Source organism: Desulfosarcina alkanivorans (genome assembly GCF_009688945.1).
GTDB classification, from domain to species: Bacteria; Desulfobacterota; Desulfobacteria; order Desulfobacterales; family Desulfosarcinaceae; genus Desulfosarcina; species Desulfosarcina alkanivorans.
Window position 1 is genome coordinate 4,347,144 of the sequence record NZ_AP021874.1, and the last position, 21,356, is coordinate 4,368,499.

Genomic DNA, 21,356 nt, shown 5'->3' on the forward strand with positions numbered 1-21,356 from the left:
AGTTCCGCCAGTCCACGCATAAGCGACTGCACGTTAACGTCCCAGCCGCTTCACCGCCTTTACCACCACGATAACCGCACGATCGATCTGATCGACCGTGGTCATTCGCCCCGTGGAAAACCGCACGGTTCCCCTGGCCCATTCCACCGGCACCCGCATGGCTTCAAGGACGTGAGAAAGGGTTACCGTATCCGAATGGCAGGCGGCGCCGGCAGACGCGGCCACCTCCAGGCCGATCTCCTCCAGAATGCGGTTGGCCTCAAGCCCCCTGAAAGAAAGGCTCACGGTGTTGGGCAGCCGACGCTCCGGGTGGCCATTGAGTAGCAGGTCGGGGATCTGATCCGCCAGCCCCCGGTGCAACCGGTCGCGCATGGCCTGCAGATGACGCCGGCTATGATCGAGGCTGCGGTCGGCCATTTCGCAGGCCTTGCCCAGCCCCACGATCGCCGCTACGTTTTCGGTGCCGGCCCGCCAGCCCATCTCCTGCCCGGCCCCATGGCAGAACGTCTCCGGCAGCAAACCGCTTCTCACATAAAGGGCACCGATTCCCTTGGGGGCGTAAACCTTGTGTCCGGCCACGGAGAGCAGATCCACGTTCAGGGCTTCAACATCCGTGGCAATCTTGCCCACGCTCTGAGCCGCATCGGTGTGGATACAGATGCCTTTCTTTCTGGCAAGGGCGGCGATATCGGCAACCGGCTGAATCGTTCCGACCTCGTTGTTGGCGTGCATAATGGTAATCAGGATCGTGTCCGGCCGAATGGCGGCCGCCACATCCTCCACGCGGACCATGCCGGCATCGTCGACATCCACATAACTGGTTTCAAAACCCTCTTTTTTCAGGGACCGGCATACCTCCAGCACCGCCGGGTGTTCGATGGTGCTGGTAACGAGGTGGCGGCCTTTTTCCTTTAATGCCCGGGCCATGCCCTTGATGGCATGGTTGTTTGATTCGGTGCCGCCGGAGGTGAAAACCACCTCCTGCGGTTGACAGCCCAGCAGGCCGGCCACCTGCCGGCGGGCCGCCGCCACCGCCTTTTTGGGTCGGATGCCATACCAGTGGGAGCTGGACGGATTGCCGAATTCGGTTTCCAGGAAAGGCCGCATGGCCGTGATCACTTCCGGGTCGAGGGGAGTGGTACCGTTGAAGTCCAAATAGAGTGGTTGAATCATGGGAATATTCCGATTTATTTTTGATACTTTCGTAAAAAGTCCTTTTTCCGGCGGGTTCGTAAAACACCGAGCTCAAGGATTGCGAATTCCCAGAAATGAGAAGTGCTTACGGCACTCCGCAGGACGAGGGGTGAAGCGTAACGCAGATATCGGTTTTTTCGAACCCCTCATTTTTTATTCGCAGCCAGATAGGCGTCCACCGACTGCAGGCGCCAGTTCTCTTCTCCCTGCAGGTCGAGAACCCGGTTGTGAAACGGCAGAATCGTGGGGCGGTGCCCCACACTGTTATAGCGGATGCCCAAACTGCATTGCTGCTCGCCGGCGGCAAAGCCGTTAATCTCTTCAATCTGGGAGACGATCAGGCTCATGGCCGCATACACCTGGGTGAAGGCGAAGTCGGTATGGATTCGGTGTGGTCACGCACACGTACCAGGCTGTATCGGAAACCGGCCTCGTAGCCCAATTGATCGAAATTGAGCCGCACCAGGCGGCGTCCGATCAGCGCCGTGATCAGGGTGCCCGATAGGGAATACCCCAGCACCACCGCCAGCAGAAGCATGATCATGAGCAGCAGGGTCATTCATGTTCCCAGTCGAGCCGCCGCCAGTCCCAGGGCGGGCGGTCACCGTCCGCCGTTTCTACCTCCGGCCAGGGCCATGACCGGGGAATCGGGCAGGTCAGATGCAGCCGCATGCCCCGGGTAGGGTGATCCACGGACAAATGGCGGGCCAGCAGGGCGATCTGCTTGCCCGGGAGCGGACCGGGGGCCCCATAACGCAGGTCGCCAAGGATGGGATGCCCCATATCTGCCAACTGGATACGGATCTGGTGGCGCCGCCCGGTCTCCAGGGCTACATCCAGCAGACTGCTGCCCCCATCATGCCCGAGGACCTGATAGCTCAGCCGCGCCTCCTGGCTCTCCGCGGTGGGCGTTGCCACCACCCGGCTCAGACGGCCGCGGCGCTCGATATGGTTGATCCGCCTGCCGGATTTTTTTCCTAAGATGCCCTGAACAACGGCCAGGTATCGCTTTTCAACGGTCCGTTCCCTGAACTGGCGGGAGAGGCGGCCGGCGGCCTTGGATGTACGGGCAAAAAGGACCACCCCGGCCACCGGACGATCGAGACGGTGCATCATGGCCAGAAACACCTTGCCCGGTTTGGCATACCGCTGTTTGATCCATTGTCTGGCCAGGTCCAGCAAACACGCATCTCCGGTGCGATCCCCTTGCACCAGCAACCCCGATGGTTTATAAACCGCCAGCAGATGGTTGTCCTCGTAAAACACTGGCCAGCGCCTGTCGAAAAAAAACGGATTTTCAGTTTCGTCGCCAATGGCGTTCACGGTGTCCATCCTTATGTGAAATCACCGCATCGCACCCATGCGGCTTACCGAAGGGGTATCATGTGAAACCAAAGGGTACAAGATCACAGCATTCAAAAAAAAGGACCTTTGAAAAGCCTCCCAACCCTGAACAGATGGACGCCCTTTTGCGGCGGTGCGGCATCCGGCTGACCCCCGGACAACTCGGGCAGCTGTGGGTCTATCACCAACTCCTGAGACGATTCGACGCCGAACTGAACCTCACCCGCATCCACAACTTCGAAAACATGGTGGTCAAACTTTATGCCGATTCCATCCTGCCGGCCATTGAATACACCCACCTGCCGTCACCACTGCTGGACCTGGGCACCGGCCCCGGCATGCCGGGCATCCCGCTGGCCATTTTTCGTCCGGACCTGCAGCTCCTGCTGGCTGACAGCCGGACACAGCGCACCGATTTTCTGAAAACGGCTGTCTCACAAATGGGTTTACCCGGAATCGAGGTGGTAGAGCGGGGCATCGCACCGGATTTCGACCGACCCGTTGCCGGGGTCATCACCCGGGCGGTGGAGCCCATGGCCGATACCCTGGCCCGCGTCGCCGGCTGCCTCCAGCAGAACGGGTCGGTCATTTTCATGAAGGGGCCGGCATGCGATGAAGAAATCCGCGCCGCCGCCACGGCCTTTCCCGCCGATTATGAACTGACCGATGACATTGCCTACCGGATTCCCCACACTCCGCACCAGCGCCGTCTGGTCATATTCCGGCGCAAGGTGGCCCCGGAGCAAACCGTCAGGGCCGTCAGCAGACACCGCATCCGGATCATCGAAAGTGAAAGCAATGCGGTTTTCAAGGATCTCAAGAAGCTGCACAGTGGGCGGGGCGTCAAAAAGCTCGGCCGTACGCTGGTTTGCGGTCAGCGATTGATCGAAGAGGTCCTGGAGCGATCGCCCCAGCGGTGCCGGGCATGGATCAGTCGGGGAGATCGCCAGCCGCCGCCGGACCACGCGCCTGTCCCGATGGAGTGGTATCAGCTTTCACCGGAGCTGTTTCAAATCCTGGACCTTTTCGCCACCCGAACCCCCATGGTGCTTTACGACACGCCGACACCGGCAACCTGGCGACCCGCGGAGCCAGCGCCGTCCGGTTGCAGCCTGCTGGTGCCCTTCCAGGATCCGGAGAATGTGGGGGCCGTCATTCGCTCGGCCGTGGCCTTCGACGTTGGCCGGATCATTCTGCTGGCCGAAAGCGCCAATCCGTTCCACCCCAAGGCAATTCGTTCTTCCTCCGGCACCGTCTTTTCCGCCAGATTGCTCCAGGGACCGCCCCTGTCCGAAATCCCGCGGGACCTGCCGGTTATCGCCCTGGCCGCTTCCGGACAGCCGCTGGCAGCAACCCGGTTTCCACACGCCTTTGCCCTGTTGGCCGGCATGGAAGGCCCGGGGCTGCCGCCTCGCTGGCAGGCCAATGCCGTGGCCATCCCCATGAACCCCGAGGTGGAATCCCTGAATGCCGCCGTGGCCACGGCCATTGCTCTCTACGAATGGCGCAGGAGTTTAAAATAATCCTTTTGGACTGCGTTATGGGTATTCATATTAAAAAAGGGGGCCTAAGCCCCCTTTTTTAAAACACCCCACATACGACATCGATAATTTATTTTCGATCGCTGTACTCCTGATACGCCATGGCCGTGGTGCGATAAACGATATGGGCCAGTTTGGAAAACGGCGTATAGGCAAACAGGCTCCAGACGAAAATAAGGTGCAGGAAGTAGACGATGGCCGACAGACCATACATACCGCCCAGCCGCAGCATCTCGGTGAGCATACCCGTTGCACCAAGGGCCAGCACCAATCCGACCAGATACCAATCCCAGTAGCTTGAGATCTGGTCTTTTTTGGCCAACCGGTTTTTCAGCAGCAGGATGCCGCCGATCACCAGAGCGATACCGCTGATGTTGCCCAGCCATTTCACCGGGTTGATCTGGCGGTAGGGGCCTTCGATGTGGAAAATCCACTCGGCGGCAAAAAAGCAGTTGGTGACGATGAACAGGCCGATGAAACTGAACAGAACCATCATGTGAGCCGTCGAGCGGTCCCGGTTGTCGGTGCACTCGTTGAACTTCTGGTGCTTCATGATCGTGGGCACCGTTTTGATGAGGGCCTGGATGAAGCCGGCCGGATCGATCTTGTCTTTATTGGTCTTGCCTTCTTTGATGGCATTGGCATGCATGTCGGTCAAGAAGCGTTTCAGGCCCAGGGCAAAGACCGCCACGGCACCGAAAAACGTGGGGATCATGATGATGTCCACCAGATAGTTGCCGATATAATCCGCCTGCCACAGATGGTCGCCGGTGGGGGCGAAATTGAGCCAGTCCACGCCGACCATCTTCAGCAACAGCCCCACAATCAGAAAAATCGCCGCCGGAATGGCCAGCAGGATGGGCAGTTTCTTGGGGTCGCTGACCATCTTGGCCACGGCCTTGGGCGTGGCGTACTCGATCACGGTGGCTGCGCGTACGGCCGCCAGCACATCACCGGGTTGGGCGCCACGGGGGCACAGGGTGGAACAGTCGCCGCAGTTGTGGCACAGCCAGACGTCGCCATTGCCGATCAGCCGGTCCTTCAGTCCCCAGGATGTGGCAATCATCTCTTTTCGGGGAAACGGCTTGGTATCCGGAGAGATGGGGCAAGCCACGGCGCAGGTGGCGCACTGATAGCACTTTTTGACATCGGCGCCGCCCAGCCGGCTCACTTCGTTGATAAAACCCACATCAGGTTCGACCAGATATGAATTCGCCATTGGTATCCTCCTCAATTGGACAAAATGGGTGGGAAAGGCGGCCGCGGCCGCCTTTCCATCGTATCATTAAAGGATTAGAAACCCTTGAACGGGTTCGGTCCGAGCGCCTCGATGGATTCCACGAAATCATTGATCATCTGCGGAACCTTGTCGTAGTCGTCGATGGCCACTTCAAACTGGGCCACACGTTCGTTTTCCAGCGCCAGGCTGGCCAGGGCGTCACCGATCTTTTTCATTCGGATGTCCGCCAGCTCTGAGCCTTTGACAAAGTGGCACTGGTAGTCGTCACCGTGCTTGCAGCCCAGCAGGAAAACGCCGTCCATTCCCTGTGAGAGGGCATCCTTGATCCAGATCACGTTCATGGAACCCAGGCACCGGATCGGAATCAGGCGAACATCGGCCGAGTAGGACAGGCGGTTGAGACCGGCCATGTCCAGTGCCGGATAGGCATCGTTTTCGCAGACCAGCCCAAGGATACGATAGGGCGGGTCGGTGTAGTCGTCTTCGGACGGCACCCCCACGGCCTTGACCATGGAGCCGACGCTGTCGATATTGTAGTCGGCAAATCCGATGATGCGCTCGGGACAGGCCCCCATGCAGGTGCCGCAGCGGCGGCAGCGCGTGGGATTGGGTTTTGGGGTCCCTTTTTCATCATCGTCCAGGGCGCCGAAAGGACACTCTTCCGTGCAGCGTTTGCACTGGGTGCAGCGCTGGAAAAAGAAATCCGGGAAGGTCATGTCGCCGGAGCGCGGATGCACACTGACGCCGCGATTGACGGACTCCAGGCATTGGATGGCCTTGAGCGCGGCGCCGGAGGCATCTTCCATGGCCTCTTCCATGGTCATGGAGCGCCGGACAGCACCGGCGGCATAAATGCCGGTCCGCTGGGTTTCGTAAGGAAAGCAGATGAAGTTGGAGTCCGCGTAACCGTTGAACAGGCCGATATCGCGGAACCCCGGTCCCTGGCGATAGGCCAGATTGACCACCGGGTCGTCCTTGGTCACCGGAACCATGCCGGCACCCAGCACCACCAGATCCGCCTTGACCTGAAGCTTTTCGCCCAGCAAGGTGTTTTCGGCGTCGACGATCATGCCGTCACCATTTTTGGCCACACCCGTCACGGCGCCCTTGGTCATGAAAATACCCGGATCCTGCTGCAGCCCTTTGTAGAACAGCTCGGAAAAACCGGGGGTACGCATGTGCTGGTAAAAAATGAAGGCCTTGCCATCGTCGTAGTCTTCACGCACGTACTTGGCCTGCTTCAGGGAGACCATGCTGGTTACCGCGCCGGCGTAGGCGAAGTCGCTGTCGGAGTCCCCCCTGCCCGGACTCTGAACGAAAACCACCGACTTGGCAGGTTTGCCGTCGGAGGGGCGCATGATTTTTCCGGCCTTGGCAATCTCTTCGAACTGATGGTTGGTGACCACGTCGGGAATTTCACCGTATCCCAGGTGGGCGAAATCACCGTCCGCGAGGTCGTCCGGGCGCCATCCGGCGGCCAGGATCACGGCACCGAACAGTTCGCCGTCCGGGTCCAGCTGGAGAATGTCTTCCCGGCCTTCATTGTAAGCCAGGTAGGCCTCGTGCTGTTTTTCGGCATCAAGTTCCTTGCCGGCGTCATCGACTTTCATCTCATCGGGCAACGGAAAAGGCACGTCGAAGGGAATCTTCTCCCCGGGTTTTTTCAAAGTGACCGTGAATTCACCGGGCTGGCCGGCAATCCGGGCCACCTCGGTCTCGGTTCTGACCGTGATGTTCCCAAGGGCTTCCACTTCCTTGATCTTGTCCTCCACCACCGGGGGAATCAGCGCATCGTAGGGTGCGGCAACCGGAATCTGTTTTCTCACCTTGGCCGCATAACCGCCCAGGGCAGGCGTTTTTTCGACGATCGTAACGTCAAAACCGGCCTTGGCCGCGTCGACGGCTGCGGACATGCCGGTGATGCCGCCGCCCAGGACCAGGATTTTTTTGGACAGGTTCTCCAGTTTATAGGGCTCGGGCAGCGTGATTTTCTCCACGCGGATCATGCCCATCTTGATGTAGTCCTCGGCCATCATCTGGACGCGGTCGAAGTTGTCCTCGTCTTCTTTCTCTTCTTCGGTCAATGCCGGGAACTCGCTTCGCGGGTGGGACCAGACCACGCCTTCACGCAGATTGACCCGGTCCACGATGCAGCCGTCGAAACGGAAAACGTCAAAGTTCACCCGGCGGGAACAGGCGGCGATCACCAGGGTATTGGTGCCGTCGGCAACGTCTTTTTTAAGCAGCTCGACCCCGTCCTTTCCGCACAGGAACGGATGGGATTTGACGGGCACGCCCTCTTCTTCCGGGACCCCGCACAGGGCCTTTACATCGAGGGATTCCCCGATGCCACAACCTTCGCAGATATATACGCCATACTTTTTATCCATGGGTTACCTCCTACCTTTTCACCAGGGTTTGAATGGCTTTCAGGGCCATGCCGGTCGCATTCTGGTTGGATGTGATCACGTCCGCCGGCTTGTTGGCGCAACCAGCGGCAAACATGCCACCCTTTGCAAAGTCATTGATGATGAACCCGTCATCGTTGACGTTGAGGTCGGCAGGCAGTTTGGCATTGGCGGCGGTGGGTTGCATGCCCGTAGCCAGAACGGCCATTTCCACCGTCTTGTGAATCTTTTCCCCGGTGACTGCATTTTCGGCAACCACGGTGATGTTCTTGGTGGCCGGATCTTCACTGACCTCGGCGACTTTCCCCTTGATCAGGATAACGTTTTCGTCTTCTTTGATCTTGTTGTAAAACTTTTCGTACCGGTCGCCGGGCGAACGGATGTCGATGTAAAAAATATACACCTTCGTGTCAGGATACTGCTCCCGGATGTAGGTGGCATGCTTCAGAGAGGCCATGCAGCAGATGTAGGAACAATAGGGCAGATGATTTTCATCCCGGGATCCGGCGCACTGAACAAAAGCCACGCTTTCCGGTGCCTTGTCGTCCGAGGGCCGCACGATCTTGCCCTGAGTGGGGCCGGATTTGGAGGCCAGGCGTTCCAGCATCATGTTGGTGACAATGTTGTCATACTGGCCGAAGCCCAGATTGTCGATCCGGTGGGCATCGTAGGGTTCCCATCCGGTGGCCCAGACAATCGACCCCACGGGCAGATCGACGGTCTTTGCCTGCATCTCCAGATCCACCGCGTCGTATTTGCAGGACGCTTTGATCCGGTTGGCATCGTCGGTGCCGATAATCTGCGGCGAGATGACGAATTTTGCAGGAAAGGCCATTTCAAAGGGCAGATAGGCGCCTTTGGTTTTGCACATGCCCAGGTTGAACTCGTCGGACACCTCAGTCTGGCAGGCTTCGGCGCAGGCACCGCAGCAGGTGCAGTTTTCGTTTACATAGCGGGGGTTCAGCTTTACGCTGACCGTGTAGTTGCCGGGCTGACCGTCGACCTTCTCCACTTCAGCCAGGGTGAAGACCTTGATTCTCGGGTTGTCCTTGATGCGCCTGAAGTTGATCTCCAGTCCGCAGGTCGGCGGGCATAGCTTGGGAAAGTACTGATTCAGCTGTGCAACTCTTCCGCCCAGATAAGGATTCTTTTCGACCAAAAACACTTCATACCCCACTTCAGCGGCCTCGAGGGCCGTGGTCAGACCGGCGATGCCGCCGCCGACTACCATAATGCTTCCACTCGCAGGGGCTGCTTTGTCGTTTGTCATGCTATCCCTCCGTGCATCAACGTTTCAAAAAAGTCATGAAAACCGGTTGTTAAGTAAACGCTGCCATTGGTTTCGGGTAGTACCCTTTTATTGAAACTGGAAACGGGGAACTGGAATCCGCGGGTCCGACGGGTGCGGGCCTCCAGGTGCCGGTTTCACGCTCCAAAAAAAGAAACCGGTCCTGCCGGAACAGCATGCCGCTCGGCAAGGTGATTTCCCAGATGGGTAATACCCGAAAACATAAAAGAACAACATCATTTCGGTAATAAAAACCTCCAGGTGCCGTAAAGACACCTGGAGGCGTGTTGCTATTCGACTAGAAAAATCGTCGACATTCCATTAGTCCGGGATGATCTTGATGTAGTCTTTCTTGAAGACATCCCATTCTTGCTTCTCGGGATCGAACTTGGAGTTGACGAAGCAGAACCAGTTCTCGTCATCCTGTCCCGGGTAGTCCGCCTGATAGTAGAAGCCCGGATAGCGGGTCTCTTTGCGGTACTGGATGTGACGCAGGTGGGCCTCGACCGTCCAGATGCGGTGTTCGATTTCCCAGCATCTCATCAGTTCATGCAGGTCACCGGCGGCCATCTTGGCGCAGTCTTCGCGCATGGTGGCCAGCAGATCCATGACAATTTCCAAGGACTTGCTGGTGGTCTGGTAGAACGTCGCGGTACCGGCACCGTACTCATGGGTGGCCTTCATCAGGCGATACATCATGCCGTTCGGTTTGACGTAGTTGGGGTTGATGTCAATCGCGGTGGTGTAGTCGCAGTTGTCCAGGAAGGTCCGGACCGGCTTGTAGACCAGGTCGACCAGCTCCTGGTTGGACTGCTTCAGGGTCGGGGTGAAATCAGCGAAGTCCGCAGCGTAGCGCACCATCTGTTTGGCGGTGATACGACCTTCGGCATGGGACCCGGAAGAGAACTTGTGACCGGAGCCGCCCACACCGTCACCGGCGGTGAACAGGCCATTGACGGTGGTCATGCGGTTGTAGACCTTGCCGTTGGTGGCTTTGATCTTGTAGCTGTCCGGCACCCAATCCAGATCCGGGCCGGAAGTCCACAGACCACAGCAGCCGGAGTGGGAACCCAGCAGGTAAGGTTCGGTCGGCATGACCTCGGAGTTCTTCTTCTCCGGCTCACAGTCCTGCGCACACCACAGGTTGGCCTGGCCACAGGTCATGTCCAGGAAATCTTCCCAAGCTTCGGACTCGAGGTGCTTGAGTTCTTTCTTGTCCATGGTTTCGCCCAACGTCGCCAGCGCGGTCACGGTGTCCATCATGATGGGGCCGCGGCCCTCTTTCATTTCGAACAGCATGAGGTGGTTACGCAGACAGGTCGGGGTGATGGCGGCCGTGCCGTAAGGTGCGTATTTTTCCAGCTCGGCTTTGGCAGCGTCGCTGGCGGCAAAGTTTTCGCCCAGACCGTTGAGGGTTTTGGCCTTGAACAGCAGGAACCAGGCACCGACCGGGCCGTATCCGTCTTTGAAACGGGCCGGGGTGAAACGGTTTTCCATCATGGTCAATTCGGCGCCGACCTTCATGGCCATGGTGTAGGTGGAACCGGCGTTCCATACCGGATACCAGGCACGGCCTTTACCTTCACCGACCGAACGGGGCTGGTAGATGTTCACCGCGCCGCCGCAGGCGACCATCATGGTCTTGCATTTAATGATGTAGACGATGTTCTCGCGAACGGAGAAACCAACGGCGCCGGCGATCTGATTGGGCACCTTGGCATCCAGGAGCAGCTCCACGATGAAGCAGCGCTCGATGATGTTGTCATCGCCCAGGGCCAGTTTGGCAGCTTCGGCGACGATACGCTTGTAGGATTCACCGTTGATCATGATCTGCCATTTACCGGTGCGGACCGGTTTGGCGCCGGACTTCAGGGTCCCCATCTTCTGACCCTTCTTGCCGTCCAGGTTCTTTCCGTCTTCGGTTTTCTTCCAGACGGGCAGGCCCCATTCTTCGAACAGATGAACGGAATCGTCGACGTGGCAGCCCAGGTCGAAGATCAGGTCTTCACGGACCAGGCCCATCAGGTCGTTGCGGACCATGCGGACATAGTCTTCGGGAGCATTTTCGCCAACATAGGTATTAATGGCGGACAGACCCTGGGCAACGGCGCCGGATCTTTCCATGGCGGCTTTGTCGCACAGCAGGACGCTCTGGCCGTCTTTCATCCATTTTTTGACTTCAAATGCGGTACCGCAGGCAGCCATACCACCGCCAACGATGAGAATGTCAACCTCTTTTTCGACGACTTCGGGATCCCGTACGGCCTTGAGTTCACCCACAGGTTTATTCGGTAATGCCATATTTTATCCTCCTGTAGAAATACGAATTCTTAAATATTGTTTTTTCAGCAAACAATGGACCGGATCAGACCTTCGGCGTCGGGATGGCGTATCCGTCGGCTTCTTCGGTGGACAGCAGACCGCTTTCGAGGTCTTTTCCCTTAAGATCCGCATAGGCATTGGCCTGACCTTCGGGGGTGGTCCGGATGGGGAACTTGAAGCGTTTGATGAGGCCGTTTCTGAACTTACAGGTCCACATGACGTCTTCGGTACCCATCATGGGCATGATGGAGCTTCCCAGGGGTACGAAATCGGCATAGCCGCGGACTTCGATGGCCTGTGTCGGGCAGATTTTTACGCAGGAAAAGCACTCCCAGCACTGGTCCGGTTCCTGGTTGTAAGCTTTCATGGCGTTGGGATCCAGCACCATCAGGTCATTGGGACAAATGTACATGCAAGCGGTCTTGTCGCCACCCTTGCAGCCGTCACATTTTTCCTGAATCACAAAACTTGGCATTTAGTATACCTCCTACGGTTAGTTAAAAAGATTTCACTCAACCTACTACCGAAACTAAGGATAGAACCTCCTGTTCGTCGCACCTCCCTTCCATTGATTAGGCGTCCGAATGGTTTCAATCCGGACGGTTACGCTGGTTTAACTTAAACCTCCATACCCCGTTAAACTAAACACGTATCGCGGACATGAGTTCAATGCGCTGCGGCATTGATTTGGTCGATTGAATATATCGTATAAATTCGGGAAGATAGTCATTGTGCAACACAAGGTAAGATCAATACCATCCAGCATATTCATTGTCAAGAATTTTCGGCGGCATAAAATCCCAAAAGATGCAGCCACTTACATTCAAAGTGATGATCGCCTACATATCGTTGAACCGCCCGATAAAGACACAATATGTGGTGGGAAATCCCGATCGGCGAAACCCCTCTCAGCCGGCCCCCGATCCTTTTTCGGTCGTACCGGCAGGAATACAGAATGAAAATTGCGGTTGACATGGCGCCCCAGCATGCTACCACTGCCCACCAGCGGCCCGAAACACCCTTTGGCAGGGCCTCGAAAAACGTCATGAGAGCAGGCAAGACAGGGCCAACCAGGAATAAAACCGCAGCAGCAGCGTCGACGCCCCCATGGTAAAACCGAAACGCCGCACCCGTCGGTCGGACAACCGATCCTTTCCGATGGGAACCGGGCAGGAGACAGATGATGCACGACCCCCTTACGCCACTGGCAAAAAATCAGACATTCTGCTTTTCCTGCTCTCCTGAAGTGGCCTGCTTCAATGCCTGCTGCCGCGATCTGAATCAGGTGCTGACCCCCTATGACGTCCTGTGCCTCAAAAGGTTCCTGAACATGTCCTCCGGCGATTTTCTCGACGCCTACACCAACGTCAGCACGGGTCCCGGAACCGGGTTGCCGGTGGTCAGTCTCCGTTTTGAGGACGCCGCGGACCTGGCCTGCCCCTTTGTCTCCGATGCCGGCTGCCGCGTTTACCCGGCCCGGCCCGCGTCCTGCCGCACCTATCCGCTGGCCCGGGGCGTGTCCCGCCACCGGGGTACCGGAGACCTGACCGAACACTGGGCCCTGATACGGGAGCCCCATTGCCGGGGCTTTCGAAACGGACGGCCCCAAACGGTTGCCGAGTGGATCGACGACCAGCAGATTGCCGAGCACAACCGCATGAACGACATGATGCTGGAACTGATCAGCCTGAAAAATCGATTCCGGCCGGGCCCGTTGATGCCCGCCGAAAAAAACCACGTGTATACGGCCCTGTACGATCTGGACCGCTTCCGCGACGATTGGTTAAAAAAGGAGGGCCACATGGCAACCGCCGCAGGAGTCCGGCCCCCTGACCGGGACCAGATCGAAGACAAGGACCTGCTGGTCGCCGCCATGGACTGGATCAGGGACCGTCTGTTCAACCCGAATCCGGAGAAACCGCAACCATGACCTCCAACGGGAAAGTGGCCCTTTTGCTCGGCGGCATCAAAGGCATCGGAAAAGCCATCGGGATCGACCTGCTGCAGCGCGGCACACGGGTCGCCGCGACCTGGCATGACTGGCCGGAAAGCCTCGCATCCATGCAGACCGATTTTACCGGCACGGGAACGGACCACATGATCGAGCAGGTCGACCTGCTGGACACCGATGCCATTCCGGGCCTGGTGGAACGGATCATCGGCCGCTTCGGCCGGCTGGATATCCTGATCAACAACATCGAACGGGGGGGATGGCCGGTGGTTCACGGCCGGTACACCCGTCAGCAGTGGGATCTGGAAATGGCCACCACCCTGCGGGCCAAACAATGGGTGTTCGACGCGGCCCTGCCCCACCTCAGGAAGTCCGGCAACGGCGCCGTGGTCAACCTCTCGTCAATTGCCGGCATCGTCGGCCGCAGCGGTCCCGCCAGCTACCTGTTCAACGAAGGGTATGCGGCCGCCAACCGCGGCATCTCACTGCTCACGGAAACCTGGGCCCGCCTGGGCGCCCCCCATGTGCGCGTCAACGAGTTGATGCTGGGAATCGTTGAAACCCGGCATGGCCCACGGACGCGGGGCTGGGGCTTGCTGACCGACCGCCAGCGCCGGGCGGTGGTCGATCACACCCCGCTGGGTCGAATCGGACGGACGGACGATGTGACCCGCGCCATCCGCTTTTTACTGGATGAGGCGCCGTTCATGACCGGCACGGTGATTCGCCTGGATGGCGGCTACCCCCTGGGGGGCGACCCCGTGGCGCCCATGCCCGACGGGGTCGTCTGATGACCGCTGCCGGAAAACCGATGATCACCTACGCCGCACTGACCGCCACCATGATCTTCTGGGGGCTCTCCTTCGTGGCCACCAAGGTGGCCCTGGAAAGCATCCCGACCTTCACCCTGGTGTTTTTCCGCTTTTCCCTGGCAGCCCTGATCTTCCTGCTGATCCGGCAGGGACGCAGGTGGCCCAGTTTTACGCGCAAGGACCATGTGAAAATGGTTTTGCTGGCATTGTTCGAGCCGGGCCTTTACTTCATCTTCGAGACCATCGGCCTGCAGCACACCAGCGCCCCGAAAACCGCACTGATTATCGCCACCATCCCCGTTGTGGTACTGGTCTTGAGCGCACTGATGCTGGGGGAGCGCGCCAGCGGCGCCAGCATCACCGGCATCATCCTCTCTTTCGGGGGCATCGCGTTGCTGGTGGTCGGGGATCCCCAATTTGGCTGGTCGCTGAAAGGATCGCTGCTGGGCGACCTGCTGATCGGCGGCGCCGTGGTTTCGGCGTCCCTGTACATGATTTTTGCCCGTGACCTGGGCCGGACCTATTCGTCCCTGGACATCACCTTCGTGCAGATCGTATACGGCGCCGTTTTTTTCTGCCTGCCTTTCATCTGGGAACTGCCCGGTTTAACGGGGTCCGCCGTCACCCTGAGGTCCTCCCTGGCGGTCATCTACCTGACCGTTTTCGCTACGGTGGGTGCATTTCTGTGTTACAATTACGCCCTTTCCCAGGTGCCTGTTTCCCGGGCAGCCGTATTTGTCAACGGCATCCCGGTGGTCACCGCCATCGGCGCGTGGGTGCTGCTGGAGGAAAAACTCACCGGCATTCAGGCCGGCGGCGGCGCATTGGTCCTTCTGGCCGTTTTCATAACCAACCTGCCTGCCAGAACCCAAACCTGACCACCGGATCGTGTCATCTCGGTTCCGTCCGGAAAGGAGCCCTTGCCGCCGGCATCGTGCGGGCGGAAAAGCACACAGGAATCAATGTGGTGTGGAAAAGGCAGACCGGGCGCTTCCGGACGGGCCGGTCTCAGGCGTATTTTAACTTTACCGCATCGACGATCCGACTGCGGCGCAGGCGGTCCCTGGGATCACCATCCTTCCCTGTGAGAATTTGGGTCAGATAGGCCTGCTGATTGTCGATGGCACGCTGATAAAGATCCTCGTCGATCTGCCAGCGGGCCTTGAAGTGGTGGACCATAAGACGATTGCAGGACGACAGCTGGGTTTCAAAACGCGCCGCCATGCGGTCGTAAAATTCCTCTGACTGACGCAGAAGCGCCACTTCATCGGAATAATCGTCAATACGCGCCTCGTCCAGTTCGTAATACAAAAAAAGCAGTTTCTCCAGATAGGTCCGATCGGCCATCTGGGCCAGGATATCCGCCGTAGCCAGCATCTTGCCGATCTGCTCGGTGACAGGATCCGGAAACGGCACGTCCGCCAGGTCGCAGTTGAGATCGGTGCAATGGATCATGGCCATGCAGGCGTGGATTTCACTCTCCTGAAGGTCGAACACCGCAAAGTGCCGTTGAATAAAATCCATGCTCCGCCGCACATGGCAGCATGTGTATTTGGCGCCGGTGCCTTCGGTGTCATCGCGACTTTGCAGGTATCCCGAGTCGTGCAGCAGGGCCGCCACCATCCCCTGGTGAATCTGCCGGGGAGAAAATTCAGCGCCTGTCTCCACGGCACCATGAAAAAGCCGTACCATGGCCAGAAAGCAATCGGTGACATGTTTGAGGTTATGGTAGTCGGTGTTGCAGCCACTGGTCTCTTCCCATGCCCCCTCGTATAGTGAAACGGTCTGATTGAATGCCGACCTGACGGCCAGTGGGTTTGCACCCGGAAGAAACTGTACGACCAACTTGATCCCCTCGTCCAGCACCGCTTGGGGGGATTCCATCTGAACCAGGTTCGCCAACTGGACGTCAGCCATGCGAAGCGTATCCTTCCTGTCTGTCGCCGCCCACTGCCGTTGACATCCGGGGGACGGGGTGGATTTATTTCGCCCGAAAACGCGGCCGCAACTTTGCTTTCTGTCATGCATCGGCTTAAACATCAAGCCCAATTTACACCCTGACGGCCATCGGATTCGCCGGCATCGACGGGAAGCTATTGCGGTTCAACCGTATTGTTGATACATTTGCGTTCCCGGCCGACAGTGCCGACCCACGTTGAAAAACAATCGTTCTCGCCCGTTCACAAAAGAAGGCGTGGAATTTTTTCCGGTGGCTTAGGTCTGATACCCGACGGATAAGAGGTTGCTCATCACACCGGCGCAGGGCCAAACCGTCAGTCGAAAATGGCCGATCGTTGATCGATAGGGCAAACAGGCCTTTTTGTCCACCTCAATGCCTGCCTTGCGGGAGTAAAGGAATTGACCCGATGAGAGTCGTAACCAGGCCCGATTTCGACGGTGTGGTGTGTGCCGTCTTGCTGATGGACGCGCTGCAAATCCCCCCCCCGGTGCTATGGGTCCAGCCCAGCGATATGCAGCACCGTCGGGTGGACATTCAAAACGGCGATGTCATCGCCAACCTGCCCTTTCACGAAAACTGTACCTTGTGGTTCGACCACCACTACTCCAACCGTCCCAAGACGCCCGTGAACGGTGTTTTCAAAATTGCACCCTCGGCCGCGGGTCTCGTCTATGAGCATTACCGGGAGCGCCTGGATCGGGATTACGGGGAACTGGTCCGCCAGACCGACCGCATCGATTCGGCGGATCTGACATTGGACGAGATCCTTCACCCCCAGAACCACCCCTATGTTCTGCTGTCGATGACCATCACCAATCACGACCCGTCCGAAGCGCGCTATTGGGAGCATCTGGTCGCCCTGTTGCGGTCCGAGTCCGTGAATGCGGTCATGGATGATCCGCAGGTCAGCCAGCGGTGCCGGCAGGTGGTGGCGGCCAACATTGCCTATGAAAAAGCCCTCATTGCGCACACCACACTCGTCGACCACATCTCCGTCACCGATTTCCGCGGCCTTGATCCGGCACCCAACGGCAACCGATTTCTGGTCTACAGCCTGTTTCCCGACTGTACGGTGAACGTCAAAATCGTTTTTGACGGCGACCATCTGGCCAGTATCAAGGTGGGGCACAGCATCCTGAACCGGGGCTGTGAGGTGAATGTGGGGAAAATGCTGTCCGCTTTCGAAGGCGGCGGCCATCCCGGCGCCGGCGCCTGTCGGTTCTCCCGTGAGAAGGCGCCCGACTACCTGGCGCGCATCATAGAAATCCTCAGAAAAAATGTTCCGGTGTAAACCGTGGCGGCCCACTCCCCTTCCCGACACCGGCAACCGGCCCAGCGGAATGCCGTATATTCGATGTCAACCCGATTGCTGACACCCCCGCGAGAAGGCCGCCAACAATCACAATCATCCCGGAGGAAAGATTGCCCACCAACGGCCAGCGACCATACCACCACGGCGACCTGCGTCGATCCCTGATTCAGGCCGGATCGAAGATCATCGAGGAGAGGGGACTGGCCGCGTTGAGCCTGCGTGAAGTGGCCCGGGCCGCCGGTGTCAGCCATACGGCACCGTATCGTCATTTTCAGGACAAGGCCGACCTGCTGGCGGCCATCGCCCAGGTCGCCTTTGAGCAACTCACCGACGACGCCGGAAAGGCAGCCCGGAATCACGACGGAAACCCGAAAAAACAGTTTGTGGCCGCATCGGTGCAGTACATTCTTTTCGGAGTCAGGCACCCGCGAATGGCCCATCTGCTGTTCGGGGGCGTGATCAACATGCGGACCGCCCCACGCGATCTGAAGCGGGCATCCTGGGCCGCTTTTCAGCTGGTTGAAACGATCATCAATGAGGGCAAAAAAACAGGCCTGTTCAGAAACCGCGACACCATGGAATTGGCAGTGACCACCTGGTCCGGCATACACGGCCTGGCCCAGCTGATCTCCGGCGGCTACCTGACCCGCCTGGCCGCCACCGAACGGCAGGTGGAATCCCTGGGAAAAATGGTGTGCCAGCTGATCCTGACCGGCATTCTCAATCCGGGGGAAAAAACATCTCCCTGATCCGATCCCGGCTCTGCACCAGCATATCACGGTTGGTATCGAACACTTCCAGGGTGAGCGTGTCATCATAGCCAAGGGCTTTCAGGCGAGCCACCAGATCCCTGAACCGGACGGTCCCCTGCCCAACGGCCAGGTGGTCGTCCAGCTTCCCCCGGTTGTCGCTGAAATGAAGGTGGCCGATCCGGTCACCCAATCCATCCACCAGCCGCTTCAGGCGCCGCCCCCGCCGGTCATCGACGTTGGCGTGGCCCGTATCAAGAGTCAGCCGCAGGGACGGAAAGGTCCTGAATATCACCGCCAAATCATCCGGTTCGACGCCCAATCGGTTTCGGGGAAACATGTTTTCCAGGCAGATGGTCATGTTCAGCCGCTGGGCGGCAACCACCATTTCAGACAGAAAATCAAATGCGTAGCGCTTAACCGTATCCAGGACGAAGGCCCCCATGCCACCGGCCATGCTGGGGTGCAGGACCACCTTTTTCGCGCCTAATTCGGCCGCCACGTCCAGGGAATCGCGCATTTCCATTACCGATGCACGCCGAAGGCTGTCGGTCAGGTCGGCGGTGGACACGAAGGTGGGCAGGTGGCAGACCAGACCCAGGCCGCCTGCTGCCAGGGCCCGGACAATGGCCTTCCGGTCGGCCGAGAGGCGGGAGTGGTGGGCCATGGGTGGGTCCATGGCCAGTTCCAGATAATCGAACCCCAACCGGGCAAAGGTTTCAATTTCTTCCAGTACCGGTGCAACCGGAAAGTTCATGGCGCCAAATTGCATGTCACAAGCCTCGTCCCAAAGGAAAACTGAAGGTCGGTTTTTTCGGACTTAAATGAACCATCAAAATGCCGGCGGCAATGAAAACCATGGCCACGATGAGGTTGGGGGTGATCGGTTCTCCCAGAACGATCCAGCTGAACACCACCCCGGCAATGGGCATGATGAACACAAAGGCGTGCAGGGTGGACGCCCCGTAGCGCTTCAGCATGGTGCTCCAGGCCACAAACCCGAAGGCCGCGCTGACCAGACTCTGATAGGCGTAGGCAACGAGTACGGTCGGATTCAGGTCGAAAAACATGCGATGGTCCCACAACAGCCCAGCGGAAATGAAAACCGGTACCGAAAAAATCATGGGGTAAAGTACCAGATGGAACGGGGAATAGGCATTGATGATGCGCTTGGTGTAAACCACGTTACCGGACCAGACCACCACCGCCGCCAGGATGATCAGATCCCCGGTGTGAAGAGATCCGGAAAAGCCCCGGGTGCCGGAAAACATGAAGGCCACACCGGTAAAACCCAGCATGATTCCCACCGTCTTTTTCCAGGTGATGCGTTCACCGGGTATGAATCGATGGGAGAGGAACAACACGAAAAAGGGCAGCAGGTTGGCGATCAGCACGCCCCTTGAGGCATAGGTCCGATCGAGCCCCAGGTAAAAAAGGCTGAGCTGCACAGTGAAAGCGACGGACACGACCAGCAATTGAGGTCTCTGGCCCGCCTGAATGCGAAAAGAGCGGCCGGTGGCAAACGCCCAGGTCGCGATGGCAAGCGCCGCCAGGGCAAACCGGAGGCCTGCTGTGGTCAGCGGCCCCATGCCGTTCAGGGCCAGCTTGATGGCCACGGTGTTGCCGCCGAAAACCACGGTCAGGAAAACGATGAACACCCCGGGAAGCAGGGTCATATTCGCGTTGCCGGAAGACATGTGCGCCACCCCTGAAAAGTTGTATCATCCCGACGGCATACCGGGGCAAGGGGCGGCTTGCGCAAACGCCCCGCCGCACCCTGAAGATGGCCACCGGGCTCTGGTTCGTCCACCTGCCCCGATGCAATGGGCTGATGAAGGGCGTCTGCCCCCTGAAGCATGGAAAGGTCATGGCCCCTGACGGGACCGTTGCGTTATCCGCTGTTCACCACCGGGCATCAGCACGCCCTATCCAGCATGAAATCCAGAAAGTGGGCCACGTTTCTGGCCGCATAGTGGGTGCCGGTCCGCCGGGCAAAATCGGGGTCTGCGCCGAAGACCGGCCCACCGGCAACAATCCGTGTTTTTTGGGGCAACGCCCTGGCGATGGCCGCCAGATCGTCTTCGGTATCGAATTGAAGAATGGTCATCCCCAGGTAATCCGGCTGGTGAAGGCGGCAGGCGTCCACGACGGCCTCTGGCGATCGCATCAGACCCAGCGAAAACAGCCGGATGCCGATGACAGCGGCATACCTTTCGATTACGGCCAGTCCCTGGCCCAGGCCGTCGTCCAGGGTGGCCGTCACCATGGACGGGGCGTCTTCCCAGATGCCGGAAAGCTTGAGCCGCTCCCGCAGGCGCTCCAACCCCATTGCGGCCCGGTCGAGGCCCTGACGGGAAGGCAGCGACGTCGCCAGCCACTGTTCGGAAAGGCTGCTCACCGCCTCTCGAAACAGCTGCAATGGGGGATTGTTTGTCATCGGCAGCCTTTCGGCCGGGTTCCCTGAACACGGATCCGACGGGGGCCGCCGGGCCGTGGCGAGGGTGCCGGCCCTGTTTTGATACACAGCGATGATTCCGATTTTTTCCGGGCTCGCAGCGGCAAAACGCCTGAAGAGTCACCCGGATACCACCACCGGCGAGGTGAGTCAAACGATGTTTCCCAATCCTTTTTAATCAAAGGCGCAAAAAATATTACAAATTTTTCCTATTTTCTGTCCTGGAAGCCATTTTTTTTCTCAGTTGCTGACAAGAAACCCTTGAAACAGAATGTCATGTAATCATCAATTAGACAGAATAACAAAGTGTTAAACCGAAAGACCGATTTGGCAATAAAATTGCTTTAGCGGATACTACCATCCCGTCAACGAACCTTAGCGCCATTGGAAAGGAGATATCCCATGACCGATTTCATTCTTGCCGGTTTGAGCGCTGGTCTTTTTGCCTTTTGCGCACTATTTGTGGTCTCTTTTGTCGTCCTTGGCCTGATCACCGGGGCCATCCACGTGGCTGCCCTGGTATACCGCAACCTGGTTAGCGGTAAAAACCAGCCCTACCAGGAGCAGGCTGTTTAGGGGGTGACAGCCGATCGGGTTTTGGACCCAGGACCCTGCCGGCCAACCATTGACCATTTTATCCCTTTCAGAAAAAGATCCCTGCCGGTCCCAATCGGCATTTTCTGCTGAAGGTCCACCAAGGTGGGGTGTACCGATACAATCAGGTGCACCCCACCTTTTTTCTTGGAATACCACGAACGGCCCGCCCACCCCATTATTTTC

The 21,356-nt window shown here is 58.3% G+C and carries 20 protein-coding genes; 7 read left to right on the plus strand and 13 right to left on the minus strand.

The genetic code is table 11. From position 1 onward, the window contains the following. Window positions 1–33: 33 nt before the first annotated feature. The 4 genes from DSCA_RS18990 to DSCA_RS19005 form a co-directional block, all read right to left on the minus strand. On the minus strand, window positions 34–1,173 hold the full coding sequence (locus DSCA_RS18990) for a cysteine desulfurase family protein (protein ID WP_155317919.1): 1,140 nt from the start codon (window positions 1,171–1,173) through the stop codon (window positions 34–36). 167 nt (window positions 1,174–1,340) lie between these two features. Beyond that, the gene (locus tag DSCA_RS18995; RefSeq protein ID WP_155317920.1) at window positions 1,341–1,541 is read right to left on the minus strand and encodes a hypothetical protein; all 201 of its coding nucleotides are present in this window, start codon (window positions 1,539–1,541) and stop codon (window positions 1,341–1,343) included. Further along, entirely contained in the window at window positions 1,538–1,753 is a 216-nt protein-coding gene (locus DSCA_RS19000; RefSeq protein WP_155317921.1) for an SbmA/BacA-like family transporter, read from the minus strand. Before DSCA_RS19000 ends, DSCA_RS18995 begins: the two co-directional genes overlap by 4 nt. After that, the gene (locus DSCA_RS19005) at window positions 1,750–2,517 is read right to left on the minus strand and encodes an RluA family pseudouridine synthase (protein WP_231716217.1); all 768 of its coding nucleotides are present in this window, start codon (window positions 2,515–2,517) and stop codon (window positions 1,750–1,752) included. The genes DSCA_RS19000 and DSCA_RS19005 overlap by 4 nt, the downstream gene beginning before the upstream one ends. A 134-nt stretch (window positions 2,518–2,651) precedes the next feature. On the opposite strand from DSCA_RS19005, the gene rsmG reads away from it, so the two are divergent. After that, the gene (gene rsmG / locus DSCA_RS19010) at window positions 2,652–4,061 is read left to right on the plus strand and encodes a 16S rRNA (guanine(527)-N(7))-methyltransferase RsmG (RefSeq protein WP_155317923.1); all 1,410 of its coding nucleotides are present in this window, start codon (window positions 2,652–2,654) and stop codon (window positions 4,059–4,061) included. 88 nt (window positions 4,062–4,149) lie between these two features. Here rsmG and qmoC read toward each other — a convergent pair whose 3' ends face one another. The 5 genes from qmoC to aprB form a co-directional block, all read right to left on the minus strand. Next, on the minus strand, window positions 4,150–5,298 hold the full coding sequence (gene qmoC, locus DSCA_RS19015) for a quinone-interacting membrane-bound oxidoreductase complex subunit QmoC (protein ID WP_155317924.1): 1,149 nt from the start codon (window positions 5,296–5,298) through the stop codon (window positions 4,150–4,152). 74 nt (window positions 5,299–5,372) lie between these two features. Next, a complete protein-coding gene (locus DSCA_RS19020; protein WP_155317925.1) occupies window positions 5,373–7,709 on the minus strand; it encodes an FAD-dependent oxidoreductase in 2,337 nt (778 codons plus the stop codon). A gap of 10 nt (window positions 7,710–7,719) precedes the next feature. Continuing rightward, a complete protein-coding gene (locus tag DSCA_RS19025) occupies window positions 7,720–8,997 on the minus strand; it encodes a CoB--CoM heterodisulfide reductase iron-sulfur subunit A family protein (RefSeq protein ID WP_155317926.1) in 1,278 nt (425 codons plus the stop codon). Between the two features lie 339 nt (window positions 8,998–9,336). After that, window positions 9,337–11,316, minus strand: a complete 1,980-nt coding sequence (gene aprA / locus DSCA_RS19030) for an adenylyl-sulfate reductase subunit alpha (RefSeq protein WP_155317927.1) — start codon at window positions 11,314–11,316, stop codon at window positions 9,337–9,339. A gap of 64 nt (window positions 11,317–11,380) precedes the next feature. After that, window positions 11,381–11,812, minus strand: coding sequence for an adenylyl-sulfate reductase subunit beta (gene aprB, locus DSCA_RS19035; RefSeq protein ID WP_155317928.1), 432 nt, complete (start codon window positions 11,810–11,812; stop codon window positions 11,381–11,383). Between the two features lie 705 nt (window positions 11,813–12,517). Between aprB and DSCA_RS19040 the strand changes: the two genes are divergently transcribed. Genes DSCA_RS19040 through DSCA_RS19050 form a run of 3 tightly spaced genes read left to right on the plus strand, consistent with a single transcriptional unit; the run spans window position 12,518 to window position 14,978 of the window. Next, the gene (locus DSCA_RS19040; protein ID WP_155317929.1) at window positions 12,518–13,267 is read left to right on the plus strand and encodes a YkgJ family cysteine cluster protein; all 750 of its coding nucleotides are present in this window, start codon (window positions 12,518–12,520) and stop codon (window positions 13,265–13,267) included. Further along, on the plus strand, window positions 13,264–14,079 hold the full coding sequence (locus DSCA_RS19045) for an SDR family NAD(P)-dependent oxidoreductase (RefSeq protein ID WP_155317930.1): 816 nt from the start codon (window positions 13,264–13,266) through the stop codon (window positions 14,077–14,079). Before DSCA_RS19040 ends, DSCA_RS19045 begins: the two co-directional genes overlap by 4 nt. Window positions 14,080–14,099: 20 nt before the next feature. After that, window positions 14,100–14,978 (plus strand): DMT family transporter, encoded by an 879-nt coding sequence (locus DSCA_RS19050; protein ID WP_167527867.1) that lies wholly within the window; start codon window positions 14,100–14,102, stop codon window positions 14,976–14,978. 130 nt (window positions 14,979–15,108) lie between these two features. Here DSCA_RS19050 and DSCA_RS19055 read toward each other — a convergent pair whose 3' ends face one another. Further along, window positions 15,109–16,017 (minus strand): hypothetical protein, encoded by a 909-nt coding sequence (locus DSCA_RS19055; protein WP_155317932.1) that lies wholly within the window; start codon window positions 16,015–16,017, stop codon window positions 15,109–15,111. 449 nt (window positions 16,018–16,466) lie between these two features. On the opposite strand from DSCA_RS19055, the gene DSCA_RS19060 reads away from it, so the two are divergent. Together DSCA_RS19060 and DSCA_RS19065 are read left to right on the plus strand one after the other, a co-directional pair. Further along, window positions 16,467–17,351 carry an exopolyphosphatase gene (locus tag DSCA_RS19060; RefSeq protein ID WP_155317933.1) on the plus strand — a complete coding sequence of 295 codons (885 nt, stop codon included), beginning with the start codon at window positions 16,467–16,469 and terminating at the stop codon, window positions 17,349–17,351. A gap of 131 nt (window positions 17,352–17,482) precedes the next feature. After that, window positions 17,483–18,121, plus strand: a complete 639-nt coding sequence (locus tag DSCA_RS19065) for a TetR/AcrR family transcriptional regulator (protein ID WP_155317934.1) — start codon at window positions 17,483–17,485, stop codon at window positions 18,119–18,121. Here DSCA_RS19065 and DSCA_RS19070 read toward each other — a convergent pair. The 3 genes from DSCA_RS19070 to DSCA_RS19080 form a co-directional block, all read right to left on the minus strand. Next, complete coding sequence (locus DSCA_RS19070; RefSeq protein ID WP_155317935.1) at window positions 18,093–18,893, minus strand: sugar phosphate isomerase/epimerase family protein; 801 nt, start codon at window positions 18,891–18,893, stop codon at window positions 18,093–18,095. The two genes, DSCA_RS19065 and DSCA_RS19070, sit on opposite strands and share 29 nt — an antisense overlap. 1 nt (window position 18,894) lies before the next feature. Next, window positions 18,895–19,818, minus strand: coding sequence for a DMT family transporter (locus DSCA_RS19075; RefSeq protein ID WP_155317936.1), 924 nt, complete (start codon window positions 19,816–19,818; stop codon window positions 18,895–18,897). A 218-nt stretch (window positions 19,819–20,036) separates the two neighbouring features. Then, a complete protein-coding gene (locus tag DSCA_RS19080; RefSeq protein WP_155317937.1) occupies window positions 20,037–20,558 on the minus strand; it encodes a hypothetical protein in 522 nt (173 codons plus the stop codon). Window positions 20,559–20,978: 420 nt separating this feature from the next. Here DSCA_RS19080 and DSCA_RS19085 point away from each other — a divergent pair, with 420 nt between their 5' ends. Continuing rightward, on the plus strand, window positions 20,979–21,152 hold the full coding sequence (locus DSCA_RS19085) for a hypothetical protein (RefSeq protein WP_155317938.1): 174 nt from the start codon (window positions 20,979–20,981) through the stop codon (window positions 21,150–21,152). The last annotated feature ends 204 nt before the right edge of the window (window positions 21,153–21,356 follow it).

Excerpts from the sequence above, each read along its gene's own strand:
- DSCA_RS18990 (WP_155317919.1), bottom strand. The coding sequence starts at position 1,173 with ATGATTCAACCACTCTATTTGGACTTCAACGGTACCACTCCCCTCGAC.
- DSCA_RS18995 (WP_155317920.1), bottom strand. The coding sequence starts at position 1,541 with ATGAGCCTGATCGTCTCCCAGATTGAAGAGATTAACGGCTTTGCCGCC.
- DSCA_RS19000 (WP_155317921.1), bottom strand. The coding sequence starts at position 1,753 with ATGACCCTGCTGCTCATGATCATGCTTCTGCTGGCGGTGGTGCTGGGG.
- rsmG (WP_155317923.1), top strand. The coding sequence starts at position 2,652 with ATGGACGCCCTTTTGCGGCGGTGCGGCATCCGGCTGACCCCCGGACAA.
- qmoC (WP_155317924.1), bottom strand. The coding sequence starts at position 5,298 with ATGGCGAATTCATATCTGGTCGAACCTGATGTGGGTTTTATCAACGAA.
- DSCA_RS19020 (WP_155317925.1), bottom strand. The coding sequence starts at position 7,709 with ATGGATAAAAAGTATGGCGTATATATCTGCGAAGGTTGTGGCATCGGG.
- DSCA_RS19025 (WP_155317926.1), bottom strand. The coding sequence starts at position 8,997 with ATGACAAACGACAAAGCAGCCCCTGCGAGTGGAAGCATTATGGTAGTC.
- aprA (WP_155317927.1), bottom strand. The coding sequence starts at position 11,316 with ATGGCATTACCGAATAAACCTGTGGGTGAACTCAAGGCCGTACGGGAT.
- aprB (WP_155317928.1), bottom strand. The coding sequence starts at position 11,812 with ATGCCAAGTTTTGTGATTCAGGAAAAATGTGACGGCTGCAAGGGTGGC.
- DSCA_RS19040 (WP_155317929.1), top strand. The coding sequence starts at position 12,518 with ATGATGCACGACCCCCTTACGCCACTGGCAAAAAATCAGACATTCTGC.
- DSCA_RS19045 (WP_155317930.1), top strand. The coding sequence starts at position 13,264 with ATGACCTCCAACGGGAAAGTGGCCCTTTTGCTCGGCGGCATCAAAGGC.
- DSCA_RS19050 (WP_167527867.1), top strand. The coding sequence starts at position 14,100 with ATGATCACCTACGCCGCACTGACCGCCACCATGATCTTCTGGGGGCTC.
- DSCA_RS19055 (WP_155317932.1), bottom strand. The coding sequence starts at position 16,017 with ATGGCTGACGTCCAGTTGGCGAACCTGGTTCAGATGGAATCCCCCCAA.
- DSCA_RS19060 (WP_155317933.1), top strand. The coding sequence starts at position 16,467 with ATGAGAGTCGTAACCAGGCCCGATTTCGACGGTGTGGTGTGTGCCGTC.
- DSCA_RS19070 (WP_155317935.1), bottom strand. The coding sequence starts at position 18,893 with ATGCAATTTGGCGCCATGAACTTTCCGGTTGCACCGGTACTGGAAGAA.
- DSCA_RS19075 (WP_155317936.1), bottom strand. The coding sequence starts at position 19,818 with ATGTCTTCCGGCAACGCGAATATGACCCTGCTTCCCGGGGTGTTCATC.
- DSCA_RS19080 (WP_155317937.1), bottom strand. The coding sequence starts at position 20,558 with ATGACAAACAATCCCCCATTGCAGCTGTTTCGAGAGGCGGTGAGCAGC.
- DSCA_RS19085 (WP_155317938.1), top strand. The coding sequence starts at position 20,979 with ATGACCGATTTCATTCTTGCCGGTTTGAGCGCTGGTCTTTTTGCCTTT.